The sequence below is a fragment of the Aestuariibaculum sp. YM273 genome, from assembly GCF_030908365.1.
Classification (GTDB): Bacteria; Bacteroidota; Bacteroidia; order Flavobacteriales; family Flavobacteriaceae; genus Aestuariibaculum; species Aestuariibaculum marinum.
In genome coordinates this window covers 2,321,267-2,339,923 of sequence record NZ_CP133090.1, presented here as the reverse complement: position 1 = coordinate 2,339,923, position 18,657 = coordinate 2,321,267, and the positions used below count along the sequence as shown (strand labels likewise).

At 36.5% G+C, this 18,657-nt stretch carries 14 protein-coding genes; 7 read left to right on the top strand and 7 right to left on the bottom strand.

What is annotated here, in order from left to right:
* Nucleotides 1-91 precede the first annotated feature (91 nt).
* From secDF to RBH94_RS09965, 4 genes are all read right to left on the bottom strand, one after another.
* Nucleotides 92-3,085, bottom strand: coding sequence for a protein translocase subunit SecDF (gene secDF / locus RBH94_RS09980; RefSeq protein WP_307880773.1), 2,994 nt, complete (start codon nt 3,083-3,085; stop codon nt 92-94).
* A 215-nt stretch (nt 3,086-3,300) separates the two neighbouring features.
* Entirely contained in the window at nt 3,301-3,918 is a 618-nt protein-coding gene (locus RBH94_RS09975) for a hypothetical protein (RefSeq protein WP_307880772.1), read from the bottom strand.
* 72 nt (nt 3,919-3,990) lie between these two features.
* The gene (locus RBH94_RS09970) at nt 3,991-4,917 is read right to left on the bottom strand and encodes a malate dehydrogenase (RefSeq protein WP_307880771.1); all 927 of its coding nucleotides are present in this window, start codon (nt 4,915-4,917) and stop codon (nt 3,991-3,993) included.
* A gap of 204 nt (nt 4,918-5,121) precedes the next feature.
* The gene (locus RBH94_RS09965; protein ID WP_307880770.1) at nt 5,122-6,138 is read right to left on the bottom strand and encodes a DUF6588 family protein; all 1,017 of its coding nucleotides are present in this window, start codon (nt 6,136-6,138) and stop codon (nt 5,122-5,124) included.
* Between the two features lie 327 nt (nt 6,139-6,465).
* Between RBH94_RS09965 and RBH94_RS09960 the strand changes: the two genes are divergently transcribed.
* Together RBH94_RS09960 and RBH94_RS09955 are read left to right on the top strand one after the other, a co-directional pair.
* On the top strand, nt 6,466-7,230 hold the full coding sequence (locus RBH94_RS09960) for a membrane metalloprotease (RefSeq protein ID WP_307880769.1): 765 nt from the start codon (nt 6,466-6,468) through the stop codon (nt 7,228-7,230).
* A 28-nt stretch (nt 7,231-7,258) separates the two neighbouring features.
* Nucleotides 7,259-7,828 (top strand): porin family protein, encoded by a 570-nt coding sequence (locus RBH94_RS09955; RefSeq protein ID WP_307880768.1) that lies wholly within the window; start codon nt 7,259-7,261, stop codon nt 7,826-7,828.
* Between the two features lie 70 nt (nt 7,829-7,898).
* On the opposite strand, the gene gyrB is transcribed toward RBH94_RS09955, so the two are convergent.
* Nucleotides 7,899-9,848, bottom strand: a complete 1,950-nt coding sequence (gene gyrB, locus RBH94_RS09950; RefSeq protein ID WP_307880767.1) for a DNA topoisomerase (ATP-hydrolyzing) subunit B — start codon at nt 9,846-9,848, stop codon at nt 7,899-7,901.
* Nucleotides 9,849-10,274: 426 nt separating this feature from the next.
* On the opposite strand from gyrB, the gene RBH94_RS09945 reads away from it, so the two are divergent.
* The 5 genes from RBH94_RS09945 to RBH94_RS09925 all read left to right on the top strand — a co-directional run bounded on the left by RBH94_RS09945 (nt 10,275) and on the right by RBH94_RS09925 (nt 17,539).
* Nucleotides 10,275-11,540, top strand: coding sequence for a porin (locus tag RBH94_RS09945; RefSeq protein WP_307880766.1), 1,266 nt, complete (start codon nt 10,275-10,277; stop codon nt 11,538-11,540).
* A 287-nt stretch (nt 11,541-11,827) separates the two neighbouring features.
* Nucleotides 11,828-12,097 (top strand): hypothetical protein, encoded by a 270-nt coding sequence (locus tag RBH94_RS09940; RefSeq protein ID WP_307880765.1) that lies wholly within the window; start codon nt 11,828-11,830, stop codon nt 12,095-12,097.
* Between the two features lie 3 nt (nt 12,098-12,100).
* On the top strand, nt 12,101-13,501 hold the full coding sequence (locus RBH94_RS09935; RefSeq protein ID WP_307880764.1) for an amidase family protein: 1,401 nt from the start codon (nt 12,101-12,103) through the stop codon (nt 13,499-13,501).
* Complete coding sequence (gatB/aspS, locus tag RBH94_RS09930; RefSeq protein ID WP_307880763.1) at nt 13,501-16,833, top strand: bifunctional amidotransferase subunit GatB/aspartate--tRNA ligase AspS; 3,333 nt, start codon at nt 13,501-13,503, stop codon at nt 16,831-16,833. The genes RBH94_RS09935 and gatB/aspS overlap by 1 nt, the downstream gene beginning before the upstream one ends.
* 178 nt (nt 16,834-17,011) lie before the next feature.
* Nucleotides 17,012-17,539, top strand: a complete 528-nt coding sequence (locus RBH94_RS09925; RefSeq protein WP_307880762.1) for a DUF2911 domain-containing protein — start codon at nt 17,012-17,014, stop codon at nt 17,537-17,539.
* Between the two features lie 50 nt (nt 17,540-17,589).
* On the opposite strand, the gene RBH94_RS09920 is transcribed toward RBH94_RS09925, so the two are convergent.
* Together RBH94_RS09920 and RBH94_RS09915 are read right to left on the bottom strand one after the other, a co-directional pair.
* A complete protein-coding gene (locus tag RBH94_RS09920; protein ID WP_307880761.1) occupies nt 17,590-17,916 on the bottom strand; it encodes a DUF202 domain-containing protein in 327 nt (108 codons plus the stop codon).
* Between the two features lie 47 nt (nt 17,917-17,963).
* On the bottom strand, nt 17,964-18,593 hold the full coding sequence (locus tag RBH94_RS09915; RefSeq protein WP_188224313.1) for a 7-carboxy-7-deazaguanine synthase QueE: 630 nt from the start codon (nt 18,591-18,593) through the stop codon (nt 17,964-17,966).
* Between the last annotated feature and the right edge of the window lie 64 nt (nt 18,594-18,657).

Sequence of the window (18,657 nt, the reverse complement as noted above, 5' to 3'; positions counted from 1 at the left end):
ACGAAAAATTTAACGTATGACCTCTCGTTTAAAACCATAAAAAAAGCCTATCACGATGTGATAGGCTTCTCTATTTTAAGAACTAACTAAACTAGTTTTTCTTCTTTTTATCTTCTAAACGTTTTACCGTATCGAACATTACCGGCGTTGCGATAAATAGTGATGAATATGTACCAACAATTACACCAACAATTAATGCAAACATAAACCCTCTGATAGAATCACCTCCAAAGAAGAAGATGGCTAATAACACCACTAAAGTGGTTAACGAGGTATTTAATGTTCTACTTAATGTACTGCTTAATGATACATCAACCACTTTACCGAAATCCCATCCGGTATGCTCGTTAAAGTATTCACGAATTCTATCGAAAACAACCACCGTATCATTTAACGAGTAACCAATTACTGTTAAGATAGCCGCGATAAACGCCTGGTCAATTTCCATACTAAACGGCATAAACTTATAAGTTAATGAGAATACCCCTAATACGATTAATACGTCGTGGAATACCGCCGCAACAGCACCAAGAGAGTATTGCCATTTTTTGAAACGGAATAAGATGTAAAGGAACACTACGATTAACGATCCTAAAATCGCCCAGAATGATGCTTGTTTAATATCATCTGCAATAGTAGGGCTCACCTTGTAAGCTTCCATTAAACCGTTAACTTTATTTACGTTAGTATTATCAATAAACTCTTCGTACGTTAAGTCTCCTAAATAAGGCTGAATAGCATCGAATAATTTTGTTCTGATTTCTTCGTCTACTTCTTTACCTGTTTCATCAATTTTATACTTCGTTGTAATTTTTAAGCTGTTGCTTGCTCCTACAGTTTTAGCATCTGCACTATTAAATACATCAGGCTGTGATAAAACACTCTTTATTTCTGAAGCACTAACATCTTGTGGGAATACCACTCTATAGGTTCTACCTCCTACAAAATCTACACCCTGATCTAAACCATTAGTAAACAAAGAACCTAAACCTAACACTATAACAACACCAGAAATGATATAAGCCAACTTACGTTTCTTAAGGAATTCTATATTGATGTTTCTGAATAAATTCTTTGTAATTCCTGTTGAGAAATCTAGACTTCCACCTTTGTTTGCATACCAATCAATTAATAATCTTGTAATAAAGATTGCTGTAAATAACGATGTTGCAATACCAATTAATAATGTTGTAGCGAAACCTTTAATAGGCCCTGTACCGAATACGAATAATATTAACGCTGTTAAACCAGTTGTAATATTCGCATCTAAAATAGACGATAACGCATTGCTAAATCCATCTTGAATAGCTTCCTTCTGTCCTTTACCTTTGGCAAGTTCTTCACGAATACGTTCGAAAATAAGTACGTTCGCATCGACCGACATACCAATAGTTAATACGATACCCGCAATACCAGGTAACGTCAACACTGCTCCTAATCCTGATAAGATACCAAAGATTAATAAGATGTTTAATAACATCGCTACATCGGCAAAAGCACCACCTTTACCATAATAAACTACCATCCATACTAATACTAAAGCTAAAGCAATCATGAACGACATAGTACCACTATCAATTGCTTCCTGTCCTAAAGATGGTCCTACAACATCACTTTGAATAATGTCTGCAGATGCCGGTAATTTACCTGCACGTAATACGTTCGCTAAATCGATAGCCTCATTTAATGTAAAGTTTCCTGAAATTTCAGAATTACCTCCTGAGATTGGTCCCGTTGTTACACCAGGCGCAGAGTATACTACGTTATCTAAAACAATAGCTATTTGGCTTCCATTAGTAAATGCCTCTCCAGTCATTTCTTCCCAGATTTTAGCCCCTTTAGCATTCATTTGCATAGAAACTGTTGGCTTTCCTGTTGGTCCGTAGTTTTGACGTGCATCGGTTACTACAGCTCCACTTAATTGTGGCTCGTTATCTCTGTTTCCTGCTAAAGCGTATAAACCAACAACTTCACTGTTTGTTTCTGGTTTACCAAAAGCAAACTTCACGTAACGCATTTCTGCTGGAAGTAATGCTCTTACTTGTGGCATGTTTAAGTATTCTAATACTTGATCTTTGTCTGCAACTTCAAAGTAAGCTACAATTGGACCTCCTTGGTACCCTGGACCACGGATTAAATCGAAAATTGGGTTTACTGTATCTACAGCTGTAGAATCTGTAGTCGCATCACCTAAAAGATCGTCAATAGCATCTTCCTGTGCATCTTCCTGATCGTTACTTTCAACCTCTGCAGATTCAGATTTTGTATCAACAACATCCTTTAATGTTTCGTTTGCCTGAGTTAAGAATCCGAAGAACTGCTCTCCTCTGTACGCATCCCAAAACTCTAACTGAGCTGTACTTTGTAATAAAGCAGTTGCTCTTTCAATATCTTTAACCCCTGGTAACTCAACTAAAATACGCCCAGAAGTTCCTAAACGCTGAATGTTTGGAGATGTTACACCAAACTCATCGATACGCTTACGTAATACTTCGAAAGCCGAAACAATAGACTCGTCAATTTTTCTTTCGATAACCACTTTAACTTCATCGTCAGACATGCTTCCATCAATCTCACCATCTAAAGTTTTTGTGTAGAAAATATCTGGAGACGCTAATTTAGTATCTTCTTTAATTTTATCGAAAGCGATAAAGAAATCTTCTAAATATGTGTTTTGTGAATCTTTTTGTAATTCTGAAGCATCATCTAAAGCCTTATTAAATACAGGGTTTTTAGTATGATTTGCTAATCCCTTTAAGATGTCTTTTACAGAAACCTGAAGAATTACATTAATACCTCCTTTTAAGTCTAAACCAAGGTTCATGGCTTTTTGTTTCACTTCATTATAAGTGAATTTAGCGATACCGATATTAAATACCGTATCATTAGCAACAGCGTCTAAATAATTTAATTCTTCAGCACTACGCTTTGCTCTGTAATGGTCTTCCGTTTCCGGAACATTGTTAATGGCAACCTCTTCTGCCTTGCTCTCTATTTGGTTCGCTTTAAACGTGAATGATAGCTGATAAATACTAACCAATCCGAATAAAACTGCAAATAGTTTTACTAATCCTTTATTTTGCATGTTTTGTTGATTTTGTGTCTTGCTTATTGACGCCACCACAGGTGATGCAATAAACGTTGACACGCTTTTTAGTTAATTAAAATTGTAATTAATGGTGCTCCAAAAATGAATTCACTTTTAGAAGCTTTAAGTGTATAATTTGAGTTGTTGGGAAGCCTTTTTTAAAACAGAAGTATTACACAATTATGGATTGAAAAACCCAATTCTAACATGTTTTAAGCTAACCCCAAAGATATAGGGCCGGCTCGTACCTCTGGAATATTACCCGTTGTATTATCTATTGCAACGGCTATCTCTCTAAATACTTTTAACGCTACTTCAACACTAGTATGGTTGCTATTAACGTCTTCTAACGTATTAAAATAATAAGTATGAGGATTGTAAAACCTATCGAAGTCCTGTTTTGCACTCAGCATGTGTTTTCCTCCAAAACCAGACGGTGAATCGTTGGCTTTATGGATTTCAAAAACATCGAACTTATAGGTTTTTGAGTCTTTTTCTGATGGTAAATTATCGCCTTTAGTACTAGCGTAACCAATTTGTAACAAATCGTCTTCAGCAAGTAACGCTTTAATGCTGGCCACATCGGTTGCACTATAGTAAGCAATAACTACCTCTCCGTTTTGTAACTGCTTTACCTGAACGGCATCCGCGCCTATGGTTTGTAGTTGATGAGTTACTTCCTGAATAGCACTATGGGCTTCATCAGACGTTACCTCAACATCTGTGAATTGCAGCACAATCTCCTGGTTAGGCTCAGACGTTCTGTTCTGATAAATACCTAAAAAGGAAATTAATACGATTAAAGCACCAAAGTACCATTTTGTTCTCATGCGCCAAATATAAAAAAAAGACTGTATTTCTACAGTCTTTCCTTAAAATATCTAAAATTTTCTCTTAGTATCTTATAATTCAAGTAATCCATTGGTTTTTCTAACCCCTTCGGCACTTGATTGCATATGTGCTTTTTCGGCTTCACTTAAAGGAATATCAACAATACTTTCAATACCGTCTTTTCCTAAAATTACCGGAACACCAATACAGATATCTGATAAATTATATTCACCTTCTAATAAAGTTGAACACGGATATATTTTCTTCTGGTCGCAGGCAATAGCTTGCACCAATCCGCTTACTGCAGCTCCAGGTGCATACCACGCCGATGTTCCTAAAAGTTTGGTAAGCGTTGCTCCACCAACTTTAGTATCGGCAGCCACTTGCTCTAAACGCTCTTCCGTTAAGAATTCAGACACTTTTACACTATTTCTTGTAGCATGAGATGTTAAAGGCACCATTCCGGTATCGCTATGACCACCAATAACCATTCCGTCTACATCGCTAATAGGCGCACCCAGCGCTTCAGCTAAACGGTATTTAAAACGAGCTGAGTCTAAAGCCCCACCCATACCAATAATGCGATTTTTTGGTAAATTTGTTGTTTTGTGTACTAAATACGTCATTGTATCCATTGGGTTACTTACAACAATAATCATGGTGTTTGGTGAGTGTTCGATTAAGCTTGCTGCGACAGACTTCACAATACCAGCATTAATACCAATTAATTCCTCACGAGTCATACCCGGTTTTCTTGGAATTCCTGAAGTAATAACACAAATATCGCTATCTGCTGTTTTACTGTAATCTCCTGTTACACCCGTAATTTTTGTATCAAAGCCATTTAACGAAGCAGTTTGCATTAAATCCATGGCTTTACCTTCGGCATACCCTTCTTTAATGTCTACTAAAACGACTTCTGATGCAAAATTTTTAATGGCAATGTACTCTGCGCAACTCGCACCTACTGCTCCTGCACCTACTACTGTAACTTTCATATTTTAATGTTTTATAGTTTAATATTTTATTTTGAATTTTCTCAATGTTATAAAAAGATAGAACTTAGGAAATTGTTTAGCTAGGAATAGCTAAAAAGCTTAGGTTTTCCCTTCCAAATTTACGAATTAAAATACTCTAAATAAAAAAAGTGCAAGATTAAATCTTACACTTTTTGAATATATTTTTGTTATGTAAATTTTGACTTATCTAAACCCAAAATTTAGTCCTACAGAAAAGGCATTAAATTCGGCTAAATGGTATTCGGCATTAAATCTGAAAAATCCAATTTTTAATTTTGTCCCTACAGTTCCACGAAAACCAGACACCTTACTTGACACCGAAAATGGATCTACAATGTCTTCTGCTGTAATTAAACCATTAGACACACGATAAGTACCCAATAAATCAGATTCCGATTTTCCGTTAATATACCCAACACCTCCATAGAAATTAATAACGGGTAATTTAGTTGAAGCTATTAACTGAAATAACCAGGTGCTGGTATCGTTTTCTAACTTCTGATTTTCTCCATCAACACCAGAAGATTCTGTTAAATCGTAAGAAGCACCAAGGTGGGTGTAAGCTACTAACCCGGAAAGTGCCACTGGTAATAATTTATCGGCAGGCAACCATTTGGTAGCTTCAAACTGCAATCCAGCTCCATACATATTAAAGGCGACCTCATCGGTTTTTATTTCAGGCATAAAGCGCGCTTTCACTTCTATACCCTTAATAAGCCCCACTCCACCTTGAATAAACGCCGAAGGCAATAAATTCCCACTAGCATTACCTATACCTGAAGGTAACTCAATTTGTTCGGTTTGCTCTCCAAAAATAGGGTCATCATAGGTTATCTCTACCAATACATCTGGATTGTTCTCTCCTAAAGCCGTTGCCACATTCTGAGATGATGAACCACTTACAAAACGTACATTTTCGTAATCATTAGTATTCATCAAAAAAGACTTATCCGATTTACTAATTAGAGATGCATTGGCTATCACTGAAATTTCAAATCCTCCCAAAGGTTTAGCATCCGCCGTATTAAACCAATTGGCATTCATGCTATACATTAAACCATTGGTAGAAGGAGCTAAATAATCGTTAGTAAACCGTTGCGCGTCATCTATTCCCGCTGCAAGCAAGGCATCAACATCGTTTTGTGCTTTAGAAGTCCATACAGACAATCCTAAAAACACGAATAAAGCAATCTTTTTCATTGTTTAAGTTTAGGGTTATTACCAAAAGTAGAAAAAATACACCACACTATACGTTTCAACGTTTAAAATTAACATTTTAACGATTTTTATTTTACACTAAAACAGAAATCTGAAACTCACATTTGGAGTAAAGGGTAACGAAGTATTATAGGCACGGATGTCGGATGTCTTAGCGACACTATTAATATCCATTTTCAGAATCATGATAATTTGTATCCCATATTTCCTTAAAAAAATAAAACCACACTTATACTTTTAGCGTATGTTATAATAAAAACAGCCACCTCTTTTAGGTGGCTGTTTTTAAAAAAAGTTATATTTACAGTCATGAAAAACAAACTGCTTCTACTCCTTGCTGCTGTATTGGTTCTTAATTCGTGTACTAACGAAGATTCCAATAATTCTAACAATTACAAAATTGAAAACCAACAGTCAACAGGGAGTTCGGCTTACGACATCCTTTCTGATGACACCTACAAAAGTCTGATAATAGAATTAGTTTATGTTGAAGGTTTTGAACCAACAACAACTGCAGTAAATAATTTTAGGAATTTTTTAAATGACAGAATACACAAACCTAATGGTATTACTGTAGAAAGTCGTTCGATTCCCTCTCCTGGTGAATCTCCATATACCACCAAAGAAATAGCAGCTATTGAAGAAGACAATCGTACACTTTACAATACCGAAAATCAAATTGCTATTTGGATGTTTTTTGCCGATGGAGAATCTGAACAGAACGATGAGGACAGCGTTGTGCTAGGTACAGCCTATAGAAACACCTCGTTTGTTATTTATGAAGAAACCATTCACGGATACAGTGACAGTAGATACGAACCCAATCGTGGCACTTTAGAATCTACAGTAATTAACCACGAATTTGGTCATATTTTGGGTCTTACCAACTTAGGAACCGCCATGACCGAAGATCATGAAGATCCTGAACATGACAAACATTGTGATGTTGAAAGCTGCCTAATGTATTGGGCTGCCGAAAGCTCGGCGAACCTTGGTAACCTTTTTAACGCAGGAACAGTGCCTGAACTAGACCCAAAATGCTTGGCCGATTTACAAGCGAACGGCGGGAAATAACCCTTTAATTTTTTTTAACCTACAAATCATGAAAAATTTATTTTTTACAACCTTTGGTGCTTTATTTTTAAGCATAAGCACCTTTGCTCAAGATTCAAATTTTGGCATCAAAGGCGGTTACAATTTAGCTGCTGTACAATATGATGATGACTTTGAAACCGGACAACGTCACGGATTTCATTTAGGTATTTATGGTGAATCTTTTCTGAATGAAAATATAGCCTTACAAATTGAATTCCTATACTCTCAACAAGGTTATGAACTGGAAACCAATAATGCTACGTTTACTCAAAAGCTGGATTATTTAAATCTACCTTTAATGCTCAAGTTATATCCCGATAACAATTTCTTCCTTGAAGCTGGGCCGCAAGTAGGTTTAGCCATATCACACAAAGAGGAATATAAAGGCTTATTTTTTGATGGATTGATAGAAACCGAACCAGACAATTTTGATTGGGGTATAAATTTCGGCGCAGGTTTTAAAACAGATTCTGGCGTTTCATTTGGTGCCAGATACCATTTAGGAATGGGAGATATTTACGATGAAGGCAATCCGAAAAACCGCGTATGGCAGTTTTCAGTAGGTTTCGACTTTTAAAAACCGTTCTCTTTAAAAAACAAAAAGTCGCTTAAAATAAGCGACTTTTTAATTTTATAATAAAAACAGATTACGCATCAATATTAGCATAAACAGCATTCTTTTCAATAAAATCACGACGAGGTGGCACCTCATCTCCCATTAACATTGAGAAGATTCTATCGGCTTCCGTTCCATTATCGATTTGAACCATACGCAGTGTTCTGAATTCTGGGTTCATTGTGGTATCCCATAATTGTTCTGCGTTCATCTCTCCAAGACCTTTATAACGCTGAACATTCACACTACCTCCAAACTCTTCTGCAATCGTATCTCGTTCTTTATCTGTCCAAGCATATTGCTTTTTATTACCTTTCTTAACTAAGTATAAAGGTGGTGTTGCAATATATACGTGACCTTCTTCAATTAACTCTTTCATATAACGGAAGAAGAATGTTAAGATTAGCGTAGCAATGTGACTACCATCAATATCGGCATCACACATAATTACAATCTTATGATAACGTAATTTCGATAAGTTTAAAGCTTTACTATCTTCTTCTGTACCAATAGTAACTCCTAACGCAGTAAAGATATTTTTAATCTCCTCATTTTCGAACACCTTGTGAGTCATCGCTTTTTCAACATTCAAAATTTTACCTCGTAATGGTAAAATAGCCTGAAATGCACGATCACGACCCTGTTTTGCAGTACCACCTGCCGAATCTCCCTCAACAAGGAACACTTCACATTTTGCTGGATCCTGCTCTGAACAGTCACTTAATTTACCAGGTAAACCACCAATACTCATTACGGTTTTACGCTGAACCATTTCACGTGCCTTTTGTGCTGCGTGACGTGCCTGAGCCGCTAAAATCACCTTTTGCACAATGGTTTTAGCATCATCTGGGTGTTCCTCTAAATAATCGGCTAACATTTCAGATACTGCCTGACTAACACAAGCAGAAACCTCACGGTTACCCAATTTCGTTTTTGTTTGTCCCTCGAATTGTGGTTCTGCTACTTTTACAGATACAATAGCTGTTAAGCCTTCACGGAAATCATCACCGGCAATGTCAAACTTTAATTTGTCTAACATACCAGACTCATCCGCATATTTCTTTAAGGTATGCGTTAATCCACGACGGAACCCTGATAAGTGTGTTCCTCCTTCATGCGTATTAATGTTATTTACATAAGAATGTAAATTTTCAGCATACGATGTATTATACACCATAGCTACCTCTACAGGCACACCATTTTTCTCGCCTTCAAAAGAAATAACATGTTGCATTAACGGCTCACGAGTCGCATCTAAATACTTGATAAATTCTTTAAGACCTTCTTCTGAATGGAATGTTTCTCCTTCAAATTCTCCGTCTTCTTTTTTAGCACGCTTATCAACTAAATGAATCGTAATACCTTTATTTAAATACGCCAACTCACGCATTCTACTTGCTAAAGTATCGTAACTATATTCTAAGGTTTGCTGGAAAATAGTTGCATCGGGTTTAAACGTTACAATTGTTCCACGTTTATCGGTTTCTCCTATATTTTTTACTGGATATAACGATTTACCTCTTTCATATTCCTGTTCCCAGATTTTACCATCACGATGTACCGTGGCTTTAAGATGCTCTGAAAGCGCATTAACACAACTCACACCTACCCCGTGTAAACCACCAGATACTTTATATGAATCTTTATCAAACTTTCCTCCGGCACCAATTTTAGTCATTACAACCTCAAGCGCCGAAATTCCTTCCTTTTTATGTAAATCTACAGGGATACCACGACCATCATCTTCAACAGTAATCGAGTTATCTTCGTTTATAGCTACAGTTATATTGTTACAGTGTCCGGCTAAAGCCTCATCAATCGAGTTATCTACCACCTCATATACCAGGTGATGTAATCCACGAACTCCAACATCTCCAATATACATCGACGGACGCATACGTACGTGCTCCATTCCCTCAAGAGCCTGGATACTATCGGCCGAATAACCGTTCTTATTAAATTCTTCTTTTGCTTCGCTCATATTTCGAAATTATCTTAAATTTTAATCTAGTTATCGCATAAAAAAATGACGCACATGCATCATTTTATCAGTACAAACAAATATACGAAATAACAAGCCTTTCAAAAAGCTTTTTATCGACTTTATCCATAAATTATCAACAATTGTTAATTACTTAAAAACGTCTTAAATCGCTTAAAAAGCACCTTAAAATGGATTTTACTAATTTTAATCAATTCCTGAAATCTAATTTTTTACAAAATCCACTACAGCGCATTTAAACCCTTATTTTCTTTCTCTTAACCAACCAAAAAAACAGATTTTTGAATAAAATTCCGTCTATTTATTTTAAATGGCTTAATTTCATATCAAACATGATGTTTGTCACATTTTCATCATTTAGTTAGCTATAACTTTGCCTAAACTATAAAATAACTTACCACCGTTATGAAAATAAACAACCAGACCTTTACACTTTGCTTGATACTATCTTTAATACTTCCTGCAACCCTATTAAGTCAAGAAAATGAAAAATTTAAACCTACCTTAAACTGGAATATTACTTCGCAATTCTGGCTCAGGTATTCCGACTTGAATGACGGTTCTGAAATACATGGTGAACCGACCAACGAGTTTTTCGATATATCTATTCGTAGGTTACGTATTCCTGTATCTGCTCAAATTACCCCCAAAATATATGCTTACGCCATGTTTGGAGGAAATAATTACAACTTTAAAGGTGACACCTTCCCTATTGGAGTTTTAGACTTATATGCAGAATATTCTTTTGCTAAATATTTTGAAGTTGGCTTTGGAAAATCGGGTTGGCAGGGCTTAAACCGCTGGAATATTCGTTCAAGTAAAACATTAATGGGATTAGACTCTCCTTTATTTACTTTAAACTCTGTTGAAATTAATGATGACATAGGTCGCCTATTCGGGTTTTGGATTAAAGGTCAGGCTGGCAAACTCGATTATAGAATGACATTTAACAGACCTTTTTACGTACAAAAAATTCCTGATGGCGCTGTTAACTTTGCTAACAACAAACCCAGGGTAAAAAGTTCTGCCTATGTAAAATATCAATTCTTTGAACATGAATCTAACAAATCTGCCTATCAAACAGGTACTTATCTGCAAAAGAAAAAAGTCTTTAATATAGGAGGAGGTTTTCAATTCCAACCCGAAGCTATGAGTGATGGAGACGCGAACCTTGAGGACACTAACATTTACGACATTTCACATTTTGCAGCAGATTCGTTCTTAAATCTTCCGTTATCAAATGGCAATGCAATTACGGCTTATTTGGGCTATTTCAATTATGATTTTGGAAAAGACTACATTCGAAATGTTGGAGCGAATAACCCAACAACCGGAGGCGGAACCGACTTTAATGGTTCGGGTGTTGCATTCCCAATGATTGGAACAGGAACAACCTGGTACGGACAGTTTGGTTATGCCTTTAAACAAACCCAAGTTTTAAACCTTCCTACGGTTATCCAACCTAATATTGCTGTTCAACATTCTGACTGGGATGCTTTAAATGAAAATATGACGGTTTACGATTTTACGGTAAACTTCCTGGTAAATGGTTCTCACGGTAATAAATTAAGTTTAGGATATCAGCACCGACCTATCTTTGATGCTGTTACTTTAGAGCAAAAAGACTATAAAGGCATGGCAGTTCTGCAATATCAAATTTCATTTCACTAAAATCCATTTTAATAATTAAACCCAAACAACGTTTTCATTATATAAACATTAATTTATTTTCAACTTTTTTAATAAATCAATAATACCTCATCGTATACTTAAAAAAATAATGGAAAGTATGTTTATTCTCTATATATTTGAGAACGAATAAATAAAAATGACAGTAATTAATAACAATAATAATTTCAATAATCCTAGAAGTTAGGAGAGGAAGGTTATTGTTTAAAATATATGAAAAAGCCTTCCGAGTTCGGAAGGCTTTTTTTTAACCCATAAATGAATCAGACATGAGTAAAATTATGACCGTCGACATCTTGTCGAGTATTAAAGGAGCGCAGCCAAGTGAGGCTGTAAACAAATTATTTGATGTAATTAAAAATGCACAAGCAACAAATAACACCTCTTTTAATGATAATCGTAATAACTGCGTGTCGTTAGATGATTTAAGAGAAGACGAAGTGATTGAAAGTTCTTCAGTTGAAAAGCAAATCATCATCGAAAACTTCCCAAAAGAGAAAAAAGGCTATTTAGTCGTTTCTAAAATTATAGAAGAATAACACATGGAATCTCAAATACATAAAATTCACCAGCAACTTGCAAATAAAGAGATGTCCTGCGTTGCTTTGGTTACAGAAAAATTAAACGCTTTAAAAGCAAATACACACAATACCGTAAACGCTACTTTAGACGATTTAGCTCTTGATCTAGCGGCAAAAGTTGATGCTAAAATTGCCAATGGTGAACCTATTGGTTTATTAGAAGGCATCCCTTTTGGCATTAAAGATGTTTACATGCTGCAAGGCACAACTACAACAGCAAGTTCAGACTTGCTAAAAAACTACAATTCGGCGTACACCGCAACGGCAATTCAAAAGTTGCTTGATGCCGGTGCCATTCCTATTGTTAAAGAGAACTGCGATAGTTTTGGTCACGGGTCTTCAAGTGAAAACACCATTTTCGGATCGGTTAAAAATGCCATTAACCCAGACCTTGTTGGTGGTGGTTCCAGTGGTGGTTCTGCAGTAAACGTTGCTAAAGATTATACCGTATTTTCTATTGGTGGCGATACCGGTGGGTCTGTTCGTCAGCCAGCTGGTTACAACCATGTTTACGGACTAAAACCGACTTACGGACGTATTTCACGCTACGGCTTAATGGCCTATGCGTCGTCTACGGACTGTGTTGGCCCAATTGCTAAATCGGTTGAAGATATTCGTATTGTTTTAAACGTGATGAGTGGTAAAGATGTAAAAGATCAAACCACTTACGCTTCCGCGGAAATTAACGCCGATAGTATTACAGATACTTCGGAAATCAAATCGGTTGGGTATTTTAAAAACTTTATCGACAGTGAAGCGATTGACCCAAAAATTAAATCGGACTTTTTAAGTACGATCGAAAAAATTAAAGCCAAAGGTATCGAAGTTAAAGAACTGGATTTCTTCCAATCTGATATTTTGGTATCGACGTATTATACGCTTGCCATGGCCGAAACCGCCTCTAACCTGTCGCGTTTAGATGGTTCAAATTACGGCAACCGCATTGAGGATAAAAACTTAAAAGAATCCTATGCGGTAACGCGTTCTGAAAATTTTTCAGAAGAAACTAAACGCCGTATTGTTGGTGGAAACCAGGTATTATCACAAGGATTTTCAGATGAAATCTACTTAAAAAGTTTAGCACTTCGCGATGCCATTTCAGAAAACTTTGAAGACGATTTTAAAGATGTTGATATTATCTTATCACCTGTAACACCAAGTACACCGCCAGAAATTGGCAACAGTTTAAAAGATCCGCACGCTATGTATTTAAGCGATGCATACACGGTTGGTTTCAGCTTAGGACAATTACCAACTTTAACGGTTCCGCAAGGCACTGAAACGGGCTTACAAATTACAGCCGCAAAAACAAATGACGAACTTGTTTTGAAGTTTGCTAACTTCTTAAAAGATACGATATAATGGAATTAGAACAATTAGACGCGCTTTTAAAAGCCCACGAATTAGAATTGGTTATCGGACTGGAAACTCACGTGCGATTAAACACAAAAACCAAACTGTTTTGTTCTTGTCCTAACCAAGAAATTGAAACACCAAACCAAAATATATGCTCGGTTTGTACGGGTCAAATGGGTGTTTTACCTGCCGTTAATAAAGAAGCGGTAAAAAAGGCTATTTATTTTGGTAAGGCTGTAAAATCGACATTTGATAACGATGTGATTTCATGGGATAGAAAACACTATGAATATCCAGACAACCCGAAAAACATACAAATTACGCAGTTTCACAACCCGATAATTCCTGACGGACAAGTCTCTTGTTTCCGTAATGATGGGTCTCAGTTTACTGTAAACTTAACTCAGGTACATATCGAGGAAGATGCAGCGAAACTGATGCACGAAAAAACAGTTTCTTTGGTAGATTTCAACAAAGCTGGTGTGCCGCTTATCGAAATTGTTACAGAGCCTTGTATTCGACATATTGAAGATGCTTCAACTTATGCGCAATACATTCAGCGTATAGTTCAAAATTTAAAAATCTCTGAAGCTAACTTAGAAAAAGGCGAATTTAAGTCGGATGTCTCAGTGTCGCTTCGTAAAAAACATTCATATGCATTAAATCCGCGTACCGAAATAAAAAACTTAAACTCATTTAAGTTTATGGTCGATGCTTTAAAAGAGGAAGTTGAAAAACAACTGAATTATTACATTGAACATAAAGAGTTCAGACCCGATCAAACAACCGTGCTTTGGGATGCCGATTTAAAGCAAACCAAAACCATGCGTAAAAAGGAATACGAGGCCGATTACCGTTTTATCTCGGAACCAGACCTGCCTTTTGTTTGTATAAAAGATGTGGTAGAATCGATTGATGTTGATGTGAGTTCATTGCCTTTTGCGGTAGAATCCATTTTAATTAAAGGCGGCGTTTTACCTCAGGACGCTAAGTTTTTTACAGCAGATTCTTTACGTTCGGAAACCTTTGTGGCTATTAACGATGTTATTCAGGACCCGTCGTTTGTTGCAAAAACATTAACCAACAACATCAAACCTGAAGAATACGGAGACATTCACCGTGTTGAACATTTAATCGAAATTTTCCAGCTATTTAAATCGGAAAAAATCACCTCTGTTTTAGTTCAAAATGCGATTACTGAATATTTAAAAGACAGACATTTTGATTACAACCAATATTTTGATGAGAACACCATTTCTGAAGACAAAATTCAGGATGCCATTGCTAAAGTCATTTCAGAAAACGAAACCATAGCTAACGACATTAAAGAAGGAAACCAAGGTAAAGCTGGTATTTTAGTTGGAAAAGTGATTGCAATTATTGGTAAAGGCGCTTCAGGTAAAGTGATTCGTGAAGGCATTTTAAGTGCACTTCAAGCAAACACCTCAGCGAACGCTTCATCAGAAGCAACAGTAAAAACAAAGGCTGAAGCTCAAGCATCTTCTAAAAAGGACCAGGAAGAAGTTTTACCTGAAATCCCTATGGTCATTAAAGAAGAATATCGTACCCATTTAATTACCGATATTAATGATGACAGTATTACCCAGGAAGTCACTTTTGCTGGATGGGTAGCCAGCGTACGTGACCACGGCGAATTAATTTTCATCGACCTAAGAGATTCAAGCGCAGAGAAATTTCAGGTACGTTTAAGTCGCGAGTCCTTCCCTAACCTTGATGAACTGGTTCGATTAAAACCAGAGTCGGTAATCACGGTTTCAGGAACCATTGTTCAGCGTAAAGAAGATGATTACAATGCCGCGTTACGCACCGGAAAAATAGAACTTGAAGCTAAAGAACTTGATATTTTAAATCTTTCAAGAACACTGCCATTTGAAATAAAACGGGCGACTAAAACAAACGAAAACACTCGTTTTCAATATAAATATTTAGATCACAGAAATGACGATGTGCGTCGTACTATCGTGAACCGACATAAAGTAATTAAGCTGCTTCGTGACATCTTAGATGAGCAAGATTTCCTTGAAATAGAAACACCTATTTTAAGTGCCGGAACCGACGAAGGGGCTCGTGAATTTATTGTTCCTTCCAGAAAACAAGCTGGCTCATTTTATACGCTACCACAAGCGCCACAGCAGTTTAAACAAATGTTAATGGTGAGTGGTTATGAAAAATATTTCCAAATAGCACGTTGTTTTAGAGATGAAGACTCGCGTGGCGACAGACAACCAGAGTTTACGCAGCTAGACATTGAGGTGGCGTATGCCAGCATGCAACAAATCATCGATTTAAACACCAAAATGTTTAACGAGGTGGTGACTAAAATCTATGGTAACAAATGGAAACTTTACCCGTTTGAAGTGTTGACATACAAAGAAGCGATGGACAACTACGGTTGCGACCGACCTGACTTACGTTTTGGCTTAAAGCTTCAAGATATTACCGAAATTGTTAAAGACACCACATTCCAAGTGTTTAGTAAACCTATTGAAGAAGGTGGAATTGTAAAATGTATCAAGGTTACCGCTGAGGAGCAAGGTAAAAAACGCCTATCGAAAGGTCAAATTGAAAAATTAACTGGCATTGCTCAGCAACACGGTTTAGGTGGTTTAGCTTACATCATCGTGAATGAAGACGATTTACAATCGCCAATTATTAAGTTCTTAGGTGAAGATATCGCTGCAGGAATTATTGAAGTCACAAATGCTCAAGTTGGCGATATTGTATTCTTCTCGGCTGCCGATTATGCCACAGCTAACAAAGCTCTAGATGCTGTTCGTCAGGAATTAGGAAGTATGCTGAAATTAATCAACCCTAAGGAATTAAGACCAGCATGGGTAGTTGATTTCCCAATGTTTGAAAAAACCGACGAAGGTCGCTGGACCTTTACCCACAACCCGTTCTCGATGCCTGCCGTTTACGACATTGAAAAACACATGAATGGCAAAGAAGAAGAAATCGGATCGATAATCGCGCAACAATACGATTTAATTCTGAATGGTTATGAAATTGGAGGCGGTTCTGTGCGTGCGCACAAACCAGAAATTCTGGAAGCTACCTATAAAAACATGGGCTACAACAAAGATGAAATGATGAAGAGTGTTGGCACTATGTACAAGTCCTTCCACTACGGAGCGCCGCCACACGGTGGTATTGCCTGGGGTGTAGACCGATTAATGATGATTTTAGAAAAGAAAAACTCTATTCGAGAAGTCATGGCCTTCCCTAAAACAGGAACCAGCGAAGATTTACTGTTTGGTGCTCCCTCCATGCTTTCAGATAAAAAAGTAGAAGAAATGAATGTAAAAATCATGAAATAATAATGATTTAAACAGTTATAACTTAAAAAGCTTCAGAGGTTTCTGAAGCTTTTTTTTATTCTTCATTATTAAACAAATTCAAATTTTAACAGTCCCACCTAAGATTTAGAAAAACATTAAGAATATTTCAGCTTATCTTTAAATCAAATTAACAATTAAAACAACTAATATCAATTTTATGAAAAAATCAACTTTATTAACCACACTTGCCTTTGCTTTTGTGATGTTATTTTCAGTAAACTCTCAGGCCCAAAAATTTGCAAAATTAGACAAAAGTCCTTTGGACATCGCTTACTTCAGAACGAATAGAAATGCTGCTCCAATGGCAAAAGTAATATACAGCAGACCTCAACTTAACGGTAGAGCTTTAGCTACTTTAGCGCCTAACGGAAAAGTATGGAGAACCGGTGCTAATGAAGCCTCTGAAATAAAATTTTATAAAGACTCTAAGTTTGGAGGGAAAGATGTAAAAGCTGGAACTTATGCATTATATACGATTCCTGGGGAAAAAGAATGGACTATAATTTTAAGCTCAGACACCGATGTTTGGGGTGCTTACAATTACAAAGAAAGCAATGATGTGTTACGCGTAAAAGCTCCAGTAACTCAAGGGGAATCTATTGAAGCCTTTTCAATTGCATTCGACAATACCAATATGTTTTTAGCCTGGGGCACTACCAGAGTCGCTGTACCTATAAGTCAGTAATTTTAAATTTATTTGCATAGAAAAACGCCCTGAAAATTCAGGGCGTTTTTTTATGCACTCTTATCATCCAAATATTCAGAGAGGTAAAACAATCGTTTTAAACTCCGTTTAAGAATATAAAATCGGTAAACACCAATTATTAAAAACACAACAGAAAATACCAGTGCCGCAAAAGCCAAATATTTAAAATTAGGATAATCTTTAATTTGAAATAAAGCAAAACTCCCAATTAACATATACAATGACGACCGAATATACGATAACAACGTACGCTCATTTGCTAATCGGGTTCGCTCTATGGCCAACTGATCACGCAAAATAATACGCTCATCGGGTTTAAATTCGTGACTTCTGGGAATTAATTTCTTCCTTTTCATCAAGGCTTTCATTTTAAATGTTCACCTTAAAAATACAGTATTTTTATTTAAGGAATATTTAAATACTTATGGGTTTGTAAGGACACTTTCCATTTCGGGTGCTTCATCACATAATCTACAATTTCAGGAATCACCTTATCTCGTTTACTCCATTCTGGCTGCATATACAAAATACAATCATCATTCACTTTAGCTGCTTGCTCTTCTGCAAAACGAAAATCATCCTTGTTATAAATGATAACCTTTAGCTCATTTGCTTTAGCGTAAACTTCTTCGGTAGGCAACTTCATTTTTTTTGGCGACAAGCAAATCCAGTCCCAAATACCTGTTAATTTATAAGCGCCTGAGGTTTCAATATGCACCTGCATCCCTTCAGCTTTTAACTGGGTGGTCAAAGCGGTCATATCCCAGGTTAAAGGCTCTCCACCGGTAATTACAATGGTATCACTATATTTTTTAGCGTTCTCTACAATTTTAGTCGTCTCGGTTGGCGGATGTAAATCGGCATTCCAGCTTTCTTTTACATCACACCAGTGGCACCCCACATCGCACCCCCCAACGCGTATAAAATACGCGGCAGTACCTTTGTGGTATCCTTCACCTTGTATGGTGTAAAACTCCTCCATTAAAGGCAACATTTCGCCTTTATCTACTAATGTTTGTAATTCGCTTTTCATGGGTGCAAAGATACGTATTCATTTACTTTATTTAGTTTTTTTAGAGTTCATTTAACGTCTTTAA